Annotated in this window: 6 protein-coding genes; all 6 read right to left on the bottom strand. The window is 65.9% G+C overall.

What is annotated here, in order from left to right:
- Nucleotides 1-125: 125 nt before the first annotated feature.
- The 6 genes from ACQPW1_RS11205 to ACQPW1_RS11180 all read right to left on the bottom strand — a co-directional run bounded on the left by ACQPW1_RS11205 (nucleotide 126) and on the right by ACQPW1_RS11180 (nucleotide 14666).
- Complete coding sequence (locus tag ACQPW1_RS11205) at nucleotides 126-1538, bottom strand: lipase family protein (protein WP_433662654.1); 1413 nt, start codon at nucleotides 1536-1538, stop codon at nucleotides 126-128.
- Nucleotides 1539-1561: 23 nt separating this feature from the next.
- Nucleotides 1562-1777, bottom strand: coding sequence for a hypothetical protein (locus tag ACQPW1_RS11200; RefSeq protein ID WP_433662653.1), 216 nt, complete (start codon nucleotides 1775-1777; stop codon nucleotides 1562-1564).
- 186 nt (nucleotides 1778-1963) lie between these two features.
- Nucleotides 1964-3244: a cytochrome P450 gene (locus tag ACQPW1_RS11195; protein WP_433662652.1), complete on the bottom strand. Its 1281-nt coding sequence runs from the start codon at nucleotides 3242-3244 to the stop codon at nucleotides 1964-1966.
- A gap of 21 nt (nucleotides 3245-3265) precedes the next feature.
- Nucleotides 3266-5821, bottom strand: coding sequence for an FAD-dependent monooxygenase (locus tag ACQPW1_RS11190; protein WP_433662651.1), 2556 nt, complete (start codon nucleotides 5819-5821; stop codon nucleotides 3266-3268).
- A 2-nt stretch (nucleotides 5822-5823) separates the two neighbouring features.
- A complete protein-coding gene (locus ACQPW1_RS11185; protein WP_433662650.1) occupies nucleotides 5824-12009 on the bottom strand; it encodes an amino acid adenylation domain-containing protein in 6186 nt (2061 codons plus the stop codon).
- Entirely contained in the window at nucleotides 11895-14666 is a 2772-nt protein-coding gene (locus ACQPW1_RS11180) for a non-ribosomal peptide synthetase (RefSeq protein ID WP_433662649.1), read from the bottom strand. The genes ACQPW1_RS11185 and ACQPW1_RS11180 overlap by 115 nt, the downstream gene beginning before the upstream one ends.
- Between the last annotated feature and the right edge of the window lie 87 nt (nucleotides 14667-14753).

Genomic DNA, 14753 nt, shown 5'->3' with positions numbered 1-14753 from the left:
ACGGCAACAATTATCGGCACCACGCTCGCCGGATGGTCGAGATCAGGCGGATTGCCCTCGTCGCTCGGGCCGCCGATGCTTACCCGCTTTCCGGACGTGCGGCGAGAGGCGTCACCTCGTCGCAGCTAGTTGGGGCCGAACAGTGGCTCGACCGGCAGGCCGAGGGCGGCGCGCGCTGTGTCGAACCAGATCTGTAGTTGGGTTATGTCGTTATCGGGATTGAGGAACGTCGACAGCTGATCCTCGGTGTGGCAGCCGACCGGAGTCGGGCTGTTCGGCTCGAACCGCGCCTTGAGCCAGTTGAGTGCGCCCGACATGCCGTAGGTGGCCAACAGAGTGTGTTCGCTGAGATGGTCGCGCTGGTACTGCACCGGAGTTCCACCCGCGCAATACTGTTCGACCATTTTGTCGGTGGTCGCCGGCGGCACGATCTCGTCGAGGGCAGCCTGATAGACGTACATCGGCATGCCTGGATTGTTATTCCCGAGTGTGACCGCGTCGAAGGTCTCTTTGATGTCAGGAACCTCGAGGAGCTGCGGGATAGGAATGGTGAAGTAACGCTGGTAATCGGTGAATGCGTCCAAGATGACGTTGGGGATCAGGCACCGCGATCTGATCGTTTCCATCTTCGTCCGGCCCTCGGGTGTCAGGTAGGTGTCCATCACCGCGCCGAACTTCGGGTAGGCCGTTTGCAGCGAGGCGATGCCGATACCGATCACGCTGGCAGCCAACGACCCGTTGACGTGCAGGACGGCGCGCAGGTCGGGGACGGGGCCGCCCAGCGCAACACCCTTGATGTTCAACTCGGGCGCGTAAGCCGGTTGCATTTCCGCGGTCCAGCCGCCGGCCATGCCGCCGCCGGAGTATCCCCACACACCTACCGGCGTGTCCTTGCCTGCCAGGCCCAACGGCGCGAACTGTTCGGCGGCTCGGATCCCGTCCAAGCTGATGTACCCGGGTTCCTTGTCCACCCCCAGGTGGCCGTGGGGGCCCTCATGGTCCGGGATCGACACTGCCCACCCCTTCGTCAGCCCGGCGGTGATTGCCATCAGTTCGATGTTCGTCTGGCCCCCCGCGACGCCCTCCAGCAAGTTCTGCTGCTGCAGGACATAGGAGGGAGCGCATGCTGTGTTCGTGCTGTCGTAGAACGTCTCGTACGACAACAACGGCCTGTTCTTGTCCGGTGTGGCACCCCACGGCAGGAGCACGGTCGTCACCGCCGATTCCGGCTCACCGTGCAGATCGGTTGTGCGATAAAGCAATTGCCACACCTGGACCTTCAGCGGGAGTTCGGTCACCGCCGCCAGGAAGTGCATTTCCCGCGAACGCAGGATCGAGCCCGGCGCCTGGGATTCGTAACCCGCCGGTGGCTGATAGAACGGGTCGACCTGCGGAGTGAGTGGTTCGGCCGTGACGGTTGCGGCACCGAGCCCGGTAAGCGCACCTACGATGACCGCCGTACTGGTCGTGACGATCAACGCGATAGCACGTTGCGCGCGAGACTTGCGAACCGGCTGACCCGCTTCGACTTTCGGCATGTCGGCTCCCTTGTGTGTCGGTATCAACGGGTCAGCTCGGTGTCGGCGATGGCTTGCTCCATCCCGGCTTCGATTGGGGCCGTATCGAAGTTCCAATGGTCGCCCACAACGTAGTTCCGCACCAGGTGCGCGGTTGCATCGATCACCACACCGAACTCCCCGGCCAAGTTCTCCAGCGAGTAGTCCGATTGCTGGGTGGGGTGGTCGCTGGCCCCGGAGCCACGGTGGTCGTAGGGCACCTTCTCCCCCTTATACTCAGTGAATCCCGGTCGATCGGTCTCGAGGGACGCCGCCGGGTCCGCGTGACCCACACCAGTCACCGTTGTCATTCCCAACGCCGCGACCGCGACGACACTTGCCAAGCCCTGATCGCAATGTTCATGGCCAAACCTCGACTTTCGAAATAGATCGGGGAGCAAAGGACTTCACGGCTCGTTACAAGTCCCGCGTCGAACCAGCCCGTGCCGGCCCATTGGCAGGCTCGGCCGAACTCGATCGCCACACTTGTTGGACTTGAAGCGGTCGAACAGCCTCGGCAGTGCGCAAACGGCCTGGCTGCGCGCCAGTGCGGAGCCCAGGCATGCGTGTATGCCGAATCCGAAGGACAGATGGGCCTTGGCATTCGGTCTGGCGATCTCGAATACCGCCGGTTCGGGAAACACGCCCGGATCGCGGTTCGCGCCAGCGATCAGCAGGGCCACACTCTGTCCCGCGCGGATAGTCGTGCCCGCGAGTTCCACGTCCACGAGGGCTGATCGACCGAGCATGGGCAGCGAGGTGTCGAATCGCAGGATCTCCTCGACCGCGTTAGGCCACAGCTCGGCAGACGCGCGGAGCCGATAGAGCTGGCCTGGATGCCGCAGCAGTTGGTACGCGCCGTTACGGATGATGCCGCCCGCGGTCTCGATCGCGGCATCCGCGAGCAGCATGGCGACGGCGGCGATCTCGCGATCGTCGAGGTCGGTGTCGACAGTCACTCGGCTGAGAAGATCGTCGCTGGGGCGGCGGCGTAGGGCGGCGATGTGGCCGCGATAGAACCGCTCCGCGTCGCGCAAGCTGTCGGTCGCCGCGCGATACGCCCCCCAGGGCGCCCCGACACGCAACAGCACTGCGCTCGCATCGGCCCACTCGCGCAGCTGCGGTCGCACCTCCGCCGGCAGACCGAGTTTCTCGGCGATGACTGCCACTGGGAGCTGGGCGGCGAACTCGTCGATCCGCTCCGCGTACAGCTCACCATCGAGGCTGTCGAGCAGTTCGTCGGTCAGCTGCAGCATCCGGGCCTGGAACGCGGCCTGCGCGCGCGGAGTGAACGCGTCGGAAACCGAACGGCGATACCGGGTGTGATCGGGCGGGTCCACTCGGATCATGGACGGCGGTTCAGACGGATTGAGCAGCTCCGGCCGGGTGGCATCGATGAGCCGAGCGAGCATGCCGGGCAATTCCATGCGATCAGCCGTCAGCACACCGAACCTCTTGTCGCGCAGGATCTCCCGGCATAATTCATGATCGGCGGTCACCCACGAGTTGCGGCCTCGCACGATCCGGCCGGCATCGCGGATCCGCTCGGCAGACCGGTAGACATCGCCCTTCCCGTCCAGCGGCATGATGATCTGGGCCAACGGGTCGCCTAGCCGGGCCTGCAATCGCAGACCGATCCTCGGCACGGCGGCCGTGGCGAACCAGCGAATCCAACGCTTCGAATCCATCGTCTCTCCTCAGGTAGGTGATCAGACCGCTCGGACGATGTCGTTCACGGATTGCGAAGACTGCGCCGGGCCAACGCAATCGGTCACTATGCGGATCATTTCGTCGGCGAGGAATTCGGCCCGTCCAGGCGAGACCATTCCCGGGACGTAGGAGACATCGATCGTCATTTCGTCAAGGCCAGCCGTGGTGGTGACGATGATCAGCCCACTCACCGAGATCCCCGAAACCACATGCGCACCACGGAACTGCCAGTCGCCGTACTCGAGCGGGAACTCCGTGTTGTCCAGATGAATCAGGCACAGGTGGCCGGGGCCGTTGGCCTGCATGGCCTTTACCGCCGCAGAACTCCTGGCCACCGAGGCCGGGGCCATCATCGACATGATGTTCACCGACGCCAAGTGATCACCGAGGGCGATCCGGCGAGCCGAATCGCGCTCCAACTCCGCGGCCAGTTCCCACGGGGAGCCGTTGCTGGCGTAGGTCCCGACGGCCTCGATCATGGCCTGGAACGCACCGAGATCCCATTCCGAGGGCGCGCCGTCGAGCTGGTCCCGGTATCCGATGCCGAGCCCGACCGCGTGCGGTCGGCCCTCGGCGACCTCGGCCGCGCGGCCGGCGGCGGTGAGCAAGGCAGCGGCGAGCACACTGCGAACTCCGACACCGCGCCGATCGCACTCCTGGACCATGGCACGGGCTTGCTGCCGACCGAGCTGCCGGTGGATCAGCTGGGTCCGGCGTCGACTCGGTTCGACATCGGCGTCGGGAATCGCCCGGACCGGACGGCGCAGCAGCCGAGTGCGCTGATCCCGCAGCACCGAGGCTGCGCCGTGGTGCACGCCGCCGATGCCGCGATGCGACGGCGGCAGCAGTGCGTCGGGCCCGTCGATCGCGAAGAAGTCGAGGGCATCGTTGATCTCGACCGAGCCGGTACGGTGATGTCGGCTCGCGAGCGCGACGGCGTGCCGCAGCAGCGCCAGCATCGCGGGCGGGTCGGCGACGACATAGGACGAAGTCAGGATCAGGTCGTGCTGCTCCGGCCCGCTGCTGACGAGCAGGCCGCGTATCAGCGGCCCCCGAGTACTGTCCAGAGGCTCGACCAGTTCCCGGGTATTGATCTCCGTCAACCATCTCCCGGGGTCGGCGGTGGTGATGGCGCGCAAGGGAATCGGCTTGTCGGACACCGGAACCCACCACGGATGAGTGCCGTTGTCTTCGGCCTCGACGGCGGCGCACAGCAGCGGATGGCATCGTTGCAGCACCGACAGAGCGGCAGCGACATCATCGCGCGAGACGCGCCCTTCGATGCGTACATGCGCGACGGCATTCAACGGCGACAGCTGATCGGCGACCCAGTGCCAACGTTCGGTATCGGTGAGCGGCCGCGGCAGCGGTGCCGGTGGGGCGGACACACCGGGAAAGGTCATCGACCCCTCCATCGTGTGCCGCAGTACCGAACGCGGCGCGATACGTGCATAGGTGTCCCGCGCCGCGATGAGTACCCGGTTCTCGGTCTGTTCGACCTGCCCGAGCCACCGCGAGTCGACGACCATCCTGGTGGTCCGCGCGGCGCGGCGCTTCTCGTAGACGCGAAGGGCCGCACCGATATTCGGTACGGTAGCCACGGCGTGGGCAAGCACGACGGCGTCCTCGATGGCACAATTGGCGCCCTGCCCGAGGCTGGGCAGCATGGGGTGGGCGGCGTCCCCGAGCAATGTCACCCGGCCCGCACCCCAATCGGCGATGGGCAGGCGATCCTGCGCGGGGACGGCGACGATGTCGCAGAGCTCGGTGGAGGCGATGAGTTCGCGGGTCTCCGGTGCCCAGTCGTGGAAGTACTCGAGCAGGTCTTCGGTCGTGCCGTGCCAGTTGGCGGCCACTGCTGCTGGAGCGTTCCGCGTGCCCCACCAATACACCCGCCCGTGCCCGATGTCGTGGATTCCGAAACGCATTCCGCGTCCCCAGTACAAGTGGCCGTAGCCGTCGCGAGGGACGTGTGGATGCCGCTCCGGGTCGAAGGGGGTGCACGCCAGCCAGCACACGAATTCACCCGGCCGCACCGGCTGCGGCGCGTGCAGGTGTGCCCGGACGACCGAGTTGATGCCGTCGGCGCCGATGAGGAGATCACCGCGGGCCTCGGAGCCGTCGTCGAAAGTGACGGTGACTCCATCCCCGTCGTCGACGAACCCGACCGCCGCGGCACCGAAATGGATAGGCAGAGTGCCCGCACCGGCGTGCAAGGCATGCATAAGGTCGCCGCGGTGCACGAAATAGCTTTTCGCGCCGAGCTTTTCGTGGATCGGGTCCAGGGATATCCGGCGGATGGGACGGCCGTCCGGATGTTTCCAGAACCAGCCGTGCAGCCGACCAGCCCGGCGTTCGATGTCGCCGTCGATACCCAACCCGAGCGTGCGCAGCGCGCGAATCCCGTTGCTCTGCAACGACAATCCGGCGCCATCGGAGCGCAACTGCCAGCCGCGCTCGTAGATCTCGACCTCGACACCGACGGCTTGCAGAGCCGCCGCGGTGGCGAGTCCGCCGACACCGGCGCCGATGACAACAGCCTTGAGTGGTTTCATCGCTACCCTTTCCGCACAATGTTGTGATGGAGCGCGGCGTCGTGCTCGAGCACCTTCGCCAACGTTTCAGCGAGGGTCGCGACGTATGGCTCGTCCATCATGGTCAGGTGATTGCCGGGAACGTCGACGACGTCTATCGCCCCGGTTGTCATCGCACCCCACCCGTTGGTGGCGTCGCGATACAGGCTGCCGACGGCGTCATGCGCCGGTTTCAGGATCTCGGGTAACGGTTCGCTGCTGCGTAGCAGCGTCAGATCGTGGCCGGTGGGCTGGGCCCGATACCGGACCGCGGCCTGCCAGGTTGCCTCGAAGACGGCGTAGAGCCGTCGAATCAGTCCGAGTGACGAGGCGTCGGGAAGCAGACCCTCGGCGATCGCTTGGTCAAGGATGAACTGGAAAACAGCGCCGTCGTCGGTTAGGTCGGCAGGGATCTGAGGAGCCGGTGAGTCCACCCCTCGATCTCCGCGTAGAAGCTCCCACATGAACAACTCGCGTGATGCCCCCATGAGAGCTTCCTCGGTCGAAGACGCTTGGCCCATCATGGAATCCAGCAGGATGAAACTGGCCACCTCCTCGCCCGCCGACTCCAATTGATGCAGCATCTCGAAGGCGACGAACCCGCCGAGCGACCAGCCGCCGAGGTGGTAGGGGCCGTGTGGCTGTCTGCGCCGAATCGCCTCGATGTAGGAGGCAGCCATGTCCGTTATCGCATGCAGCGGAGAAGTTCCCGCGTCGACACCAGCTGCTTGTAGTGCGAAGAGAGGCTGATCAGCGGGCAGATGCCGGGCCAGTGCGGCATAGCAGGAGACGGTGCCGCCGAGCGGGTGCACGAGAAACAGTGGGGGCAACTGCCCGGAGGGTTTGACGGCGACGAGGGGGTCGGGTGCCGAAACCGTCCGGAGGCGCAGCAGTTCAGCCAGCGCCCGTACCGTGGGCGCTGCGACGAACGACGACATCGGCACCTCGATGCCGTACCGCTGTTCCAGAGCGAGAACGAGCCGGGTAACGGTGATCGACGTGCCACCGAGATCGAAGAAGCTGTCATCGATGCCGACCGTGTCGATGCCGACGATGTCGGCCACGAGACCGACCAGCTCCCGGTCGAGTTCGTCGCGAGGCGGAACCGTTTCCCGTTGCGGCGTTGTCGTGGTCAGTGGCAGTCCGCGCAGGACGGCGTCGGCGCGTTTCCCGGACGCGGTCCGTGGTAACGAGTCGAGCCACTCGATCCGGGCAGGCACCTCATAGGCGGGTAGCGTCGCAGCCACCTGTCGGCGCAGGCCATCGATGTCGACTGCGGCGGCATCGCCGACGAGATAGGCCACCAGCATGGTGTCGGCGCTGGAGCCGGTGCCGTCGCGGCCGCGGGCGACTACGGCCGCCTCGCGCACCGCCGGCGCTGCCGCGAGAATGGTGCTCTCGATCTCGGCGGTTTCGACGCGGAATCCGCGGATTTTGACCTGGGTGTCGATGCGCCCCGCACACATGACGTACCCGTCGGGGTGGCGGCGGCCGAGGTCTCCTGTGCGATAGAGCCGCTGCCCAGGTCGGCCCGTCGGATCAGCGATGTAGCGCTGGGCGGTGAGGTCCGGACGGTGTTCGTAGCCGTCGGCCACGCAGGCACCGCCGAGATAGATCTCGCCGAGCGCGCCCACCGGAACCGGGCGCAGCCGCGAGTCCACCACGTGGATCTCGGCTCCCGCGATGGGCCTGCCGATGGGCGGCAGGAGCGGGAACTCGCGTGGATCGCCGGTGCGGGTGTCGTAGCTGGCGACGTGGGTTTCGGTGGGCCCGTATTGCTTCTCCAGCAGCAGGAATTCGGGCAGTGCCGCCAGAAACTCCTTGATGCGCGGCGTGATTCGTAGCTGTTCGCCCGACGACACGACCCGTGACAGCCGTTTCGGGTAGCGGTTCGTCTCGACCACGACGTGTGCGAGTTGCTCCAGAGCGACGTAGGGCAGGAACACGCGTTCGACCGGTGCCGACTCGAGCAGGCCTACCAGGGCCCTCGCATCGGTCCGTAACTCGTCGTCGGCCAGTTGCAGGGTTCCGCCGCCGCACAGTGTGGAGAAGATTTCCTGGAACGCGACATCGAAGGTCAGCGGCGCGAACTGCGCGGTGTGCGGTGCCCGGTCCCCGACCCGGCCCGAGGGAACGGACAGTTGCCAGGCGATCAGGGTGGCCAGCACCCGATGGGGCATCGTGACGGCTTTGGGCCGTCCCGTCGAGCCAGAGGTGAATAGTACGTAAGCGGTCTGCTCGAGGTGACGCAAGGGGTTCGGCTGTCCGAGTGGGGACTTCAGCAGGTCGGCCACGCGGACAGTGAGCTCAGCCGGAATCGCCTCAACCGGGCCCTCCGTCACGACCAGCAGGGGTGCGGCGTCATCGAGCATGTCACGCACCCGCGCCGCGGGCTGGCCGACATCGAGCGGGACCACGGCGGCTCCGGCCAGCGCGATACCGACCACGGCGGCAATCCGCTCCGGCGATTGGGTGGCCGCGAGGCCGACCCGCGTGCCAGGAACAGCGCCGCGTGCGCAAAGCCCGCTTCCTATACGGCAAGCCGAATCCCACAGTTCCTGATAGGTCAACTCGCGTCCGCCGTGGACGACCGCTGGTGCGTTGGGTGTCCGCCGGACCTGGTCCATGATGGCCTCGACGACATGAACTGCCGAAGTGGGCCGCGAACCGGCGAGCGGAACGGGCGGGACGAGTGGAGTGAAATCGATTGCGGCGTCTGGGCTTTCGGCAAGCAGATGCAGAATACCGAGATAAGCGTCGGTGTATGCGTCGGCGAAGGGCTCGTCGACCGTAACGCCGTCGGCATCGAGACGGATTCTCAGCGAGTCGTCGAGCGGGCTCTCGATGGCATTGAGCAGCAGGGCGAAGTTCGTCTGCTCCTCGACATGCACGCCCACGATCTCCACACGCGGATCTACCCGGAGCGGCTCGGCAATGTGGAAGTGCACATAGTTGAACGCGGTGGTGACAACGCCCATGCCGTCATGCTCCTGCTGTATGACGCTGAGCGGATAGGCACGATACGGATCGAGCTGGAGTTCGCGAGTGCGCACGGCGGCGATCACGTCGCGCCACGTATCCGCCGCGGATAGGTCGACGGGAACGGGCATAGTGTTGAGAAACAGTCCCGCAACCAGTTCGGCTCCCCAGCGGGCCTGCCGGTTGTGCGTGACCACACCGGTCGTCACCTGGTCCGACCCAGCGAACAGGGACAAGGTCAGGCAGTGCGCGGCGAGCAGAATCGACTTGAGCGGCATACGTTCTCGCGCCGCGAGGCCACGGGCGGATTCGGCGATGGCCGAAGGGACCAGAATGCTGCGCGAGACTCGATCCGCCGAGTCGCCCGCCTGTGTCGCCGCGCCGAGCGCGGTCGGCGCGGAATCGCGCAGGGTCTCCTGCCAGAACCGGCGCATTTCCGACGAGGCAAGGGCCTGTTGCTCGGCTCGGATGAACTCGGCGTACGTGGGCGGATCGCTCGGTTCACTCGGCGCGGTACCGGCGAGGTAGCCCAGATAAGTCTGCAGCAGTTGGGACATCAGCACGGCTGCGCTCCATCCGTCCAAAATGGCGTGATGGAAGCTGAAGACCACTTCCACGGTTTCGGGCAGCCGAAAGGCGTGGACCTCGAACAGCGGTGCTCGGTCCAGGCGGTAGACGATCGTGCGTCGCTGCTGAATGTGGTCGGCGACTTGGGCGGCCGCGACCGCCGGGGTCGCCTCGGTCAGGTCGGTGCTGGCGAAGGGCGGCGATATCTCGTGGTGCACGATCTGCAGCGGTTGGCTGAATCCGTTGATGTCGAACGAGGTCCGCAGCGCGGGGTGCTGGTGCACCAGCCACGCGCCCGCTCGTCGCCATGCCTGCTCGTCCCAGGGCAGGCGCAGCGAATAGCGGAATACATCGTGGTAGAGCGTCGAGGATTCGGATTCGATGCTGTGATAGATCATTCCCCATTGCAACTGCGCCAGCGGGTAGGCGTCGGCCGCGAATCCCAGTCGGGCGCGGTCGATATCGGCGACGAGTGCGAACGGTTCGACGGTCTCGGCGGCTGTCGCGTCCGGACGAGCCACCTGGGCCAGCTGTGCGATGGTCGGGTGGTCGAGGACGTCGCGCGTGGTGATGCGCAGGCCGCGCCGACCCGCCAGCGCACACACCTTGAGCACCAGCAGGGAGTCGCCGCCAAGGACGAAGAAGTCGTCGTCCGGGCGCACCGACTCCTCCCCCAGCACCTCCGAGAACACCTGTCCGAGTACGTGCTCGGCGGTGCGGGCCACCCAGGAGCCCGCGGTCTGCCGGTCGCCGGAACGGATCGGCGCGGCAGGAGGCAGCGGTTGTGGCCGTGGCGAGGCGAGTGACTCCGATCCGATCGGCTGACCGGGATCGGCCACGACCGTATCGAGGATCGTCAGATAGGTGTGTAGATAGGCCTCCGCCACGGCGTTGGTGACGTGGATGCCATCGCCGTCGAGCCGAAGGGTCACCGATTTGTCCGCCGGGTGAACGATGGCTGAGACCATCAGTTCCAGGTTGGTCTGTTCTTCGACGCGAACATCGACCACCTCGAAGGCGGGGTTGCCGGTCAGCTGTTCGGCCATGTGGAAGTGGACGTAGTTGAACGCAGTGAGGATTGGCGCTGCACCGTGGCGGTCACGTTGGATGGTGGCGAGTGGATAGGCGTAGTACGGGATCAGCCGACGCCGTTGGGCGCGAACGGCTTCAGCGATATCGCGGGGACTCAGGTGCGGGTCGGACATGCCCACCCGGATCGGCACAGTGTTCAGGAACAGCCCGGCCACCTGCTCGGACCCCAGCCGGACCGGTCGGTTGCTGGTGACCAGCCCAGTGACGATCGACTCCGACCCGGACAGCTGCCGCAGCGTGAGGCAGTGCACCGTGAACAGCATCGTGCTGAGGTGCGCCTCCCCTTCGGACGCCAGCAGGCGCAGTGCCTCGATCGCGGTCGTCGGGATCGCCATCGTGCGGGCAATTCGCGTCTCGGTGACATCGGTGCTGTTCACGCCCAATTCGCCGATCCGAGTCGGCTCGCCTTCGCGCAGCTCTTCGGCCCAGAATCGGCGCATCGGCTCGGAGTCCACCGCTTCGCGTTCGGCGCGAACGAATTCCGCGTAGCTCGGCAGTATTTCCATCTCGGCGTCCTGGTGAAGCTGGTGGCCGGTGTCGCGCAGATAGTCGCCGAGCAGCTGCGACATCAACATCGCTACGCTCCAACCGTCGAGGATGGCGTGGTGAAAGCTGACGATCACGTCCACCGTTTCAGGCATCCGGAACACTTGCACGGCATAGAGCGGCGCCGCATCCAGGCGGTAGGTCCGGTGGCGCTGCTGATCGACATATTCCTCGATGCGAGCGGCAGCAGTCTGTGCGTCGAGCGCGCGCAGGTCGGTGGTAGCGAAAGCCAGCGGCACCTCACGGTGCACGATCTGGAGCGGTTCACTGAAATCGGTCAGGTTGAACGAGGTGCGCAAGGCGGGGTGCCGCTGGACCAGACGTGCTCCGGCGCGCAGCCATGCCTGCTCGTCCCAGGGCAGGCGCAGCGAATAGCGGAACACATCGTGGTAGAGCGTCGAGGATTCCGATTCGATGCTGTGATAGAGCATTCCCCACTGCAACCGCGCCAACGGGTAAGCATCGTCCGCGAATCCCATTCGGGCGCGGTCGGATTCGGGAATCAGGGCGAACGGTTTGATCACACCGTCCTGGTTCTGACCCGGCCGGGCCGCTCGCGCCAGCTGTGCGACCGTCGTATGGGTGACGAAGTCACGCGCGGTGAGCTGCAGCCCCCGCTGACCCGCCAACGCGCACACCTTCAACGCCAGCACAGAATCGCCCCCGCGAGCGAAGAAGTCGTCGTCCCGGCCCACCGACGCCACGCCGAGCACCTCCGAGAACACCTCGGCCAGTAGTCCTTCGGCGCCGGTGGCTACCTCGTCTTGCTGGGACACCGCGGCCGCAGCGGGCACCGCGTGCAGGGCTGATCTGTCTGTCTTGCCGCTGGGGTTCAACGGGATTCGATCGATCCGCTCGAACCGTGCCGGGATCATGAACGGCGGAAGCACGGTGGCCAGGTGCGCCCGCAGCTTCTGAGGGGCGAGCTCGTGATCAGCCGTGTAGAAGGCCACCAGGTGCGGGCCGCGGGCCGGGTCGTCGACCACCGTAGCCGCGGCACCGCGTCGAAAGACACCAGCGCATCCTCTACTTCACCGAGTTCGATCCGGTTGCCTCTGATCTTGACCTGGCTGTCCATGCGCCCGAGGTACTCCAGCGAGCCGTCGGCCAGCCTGCGCACGAGATCGCCGGTGCGGTAGAGCCGCCCGTTCTCCCGGAACGGGTCGGCGCAGAACTTCTCGGCGGTGAGCCCGGGGCGCCCCAGATAACCGCTGGCCACGCCGGCACCGCCGATGACCAGTTCGCCCGGCATGCCGACGGGCTGCGCGAGGTCCGCGGATCCGAGGACGTGCAGCTCGATATTGTCGATGGGCCGCCCGATCGGTATCCGCAGGGTGGGCACGGCCGGGTCGGCGTGGGTTTCGTGGTACGAGACGTCAACGGTGGCCTCGGTCGGCCCATAGAGATTCACCAGCCGCACCGCGCGCCGCCCGCCGCGTTCGAAAACACGGTTGAACCGGTCCACCAGACCGCGCCGCAGCGCCTCACCACTGCTGAACACCAGCCGCAGCGTCGACGTCTGCGCCAACCGTTCGGGCTCACGCTCCAGCAGATCCAGGAATGGCTCGAGCATCGACGGGACAAAATGCATGACCGTGACCCCGTGGCTGGCGATGGCCTCGAGCATTTCCCCGGGGTCCTTCTCGCCGCCCGGCGCGAGCAATGCCAGCCGGGCACCGGCCAGTGCCCACCAGAACAATTCCCACACCGACACGTCGAACGAAATGGGAGTCTTCTGCAGCACCACGTCCTTGGGGCTCAGCAGATAGGTGCGCTGCATCCAGGCGAGCCGGTTGATCACCGAATGGTGTTCGACCATCACGCCTTTCGGGCGGCCGGTCGATCCCGAGGTGTAGATGACATACGCCAGATCCGTGGCGTTCGCCGTCGCGGCGGCCGGCTGCGCCGCTGGCAACGAGGCGTCCACGAAGACGAACGGCAACTCGGGGCGTTCGGCGACGAGAGGCAGGTCGCGACACGCCAGCACCGCGCACGCGGCGCAGTCGGACAGGATGTGTTCAACGCGCTTGCGCGGATACCCCGGATCGACGGGCACGTAGGCGGCCCCGCATTTGAGCGCCGCGAAAATGGCGACCAGCAATTCCGGTCTGCGTTCCATGACGACGGCCACCCGATCACCGCGGCGAATCCCGCGCGAGCGCAGCACACCCGCCAACGCGTCCGAGGCCGTGTCGAGTTCACCGTAGGTGAGGGTGCCGCTGCCGCACACCGCCAGCGCGTCCGGTGTCCGGTGTGCCTGCCGCACGAATTCCCGATCCAGCGTCGTCGTTGCGTCGTACGGATGCGCTGTCGAATTACACTGTGCGACAGCTACTTTCTCCTCAGGAAGCATCAGATCCACCCGGCGCAGCTCGCGTTCGGGATGCTGCGCGATCATGGTCATAAGGTGCAGTAGTCGTCGGCCGAGCATCTCGATGGGCTGGTCGGCGTCGAAAACATCCGGGGCGCACTCGATGTCCACCGTGATTTCATCCGGTCCGTACTCGCGCAGGAATATCTGAAGTGCGTTGAGCGAGTGGCCCATCGGGTAGCTGCGGTACTCGTCGACGCGGTCGCTGAGCGAAGCCAGCGACGGCAGCCGCAGCTTCGAGACCACCACGTCGAACAGCTGCCGGTTGGATGGCGAGAATTCCTCGCGGTTGCGCAGCAGGGAGCCGAGGCCGATCCGCTCGTGGGGCTTCGACTCCACGATCTGGTCGTGGATGCGGCGGGCCAATTCGCCGAGTGTGCAGCGCTGGTCGAGCCCGATCCTGAGCGGCAGCACATTGGCGAGAGTGCCTGCCGTCACCCGCTCTTCGTCCGTGCGGCGGTTGCCGAAGGGAATACCGAGCACGACGTCGTCGGTCCGGTGGAACCGGCCCAGATAGATGGCCAGGGCCGCCAAGAAGTGAGCATACAGCGAGGGCGACTCCGCGCGGATGGCGTCGATGAGATCGGGGCCGAGCTCGAAGGTGTGTCGTGCGACCGGGGCCGCACCCGTCGACTCTGCCGCTTTTTCGAACAGCACGGGTTGGTGATCGGCCAGCCGGTCTTGGAAAAAGCGCAGGTCCGCCGACCATGAGTCCGACCCGGCGTAGCGGCTCCGTTGGTCGGCGAAGCGGCGGTACGACGAGTCGGGCAATTCGGCCGAGTGCCCGGTGGACAGTCTCGTTTCGTAGTCGAAGAGAAGTTGACCGACGAGGAGACCGATCGAGAGCCCATCCACGACGAGGTGGTGGCTCATGCTGAACAGGTAGTGCGTCGTCTCGTCTTCCCGGAGCAGGGTCACCCGGAACAGGCCTGCCCCGTCGGTGTAATCCATTGGTTGCGCCGCAGCGGTTTCCATCCGTTCCAGGCACGCGGCACGGGGATCGCGTTCATGCGACAGGTCCAGGTACTCGATCTCGGGTAGCCCGTCGGTGACCCATTGGAACGGAACACCGTTTTCGGTGCCGAATCGCAGTCGGAGTGCGTCGTGCCGGTCACCGAGGTCCTGCAAGCAATCATTCAACATCGATGGATCGACGGGCCCCCGGAGGCGGACCGAGTTCACGATGTTGTAAGAGGCCACCGGAGGGAGCAGTACCAGCAGCGTCCATATGTCGCGTTGATACTCGGTGAGCGGAAACGTGTCCTCGGCCATGCTGTGCCACCTTCCAACGATAGAAAGCTTTGGAACAGAACCGATCCGGAAGTTCGTGCACGAGTGCAGCGAATTCGACAGCGCCAC

It is taken from the genome of Nocardia sp. CA-128927, assembly GCF_050955855.1.
Classification (GTDB): domain Bacteria; phylum Actinomycetota; class Actinomycetes; order Mycobacteriales; family Mycobacteriaceae; genus Nocardia.
Note: the sequence above shows the minus strand (reverse complement) of the source record. Positions and strands in the feature narration are given on the sequence as shown.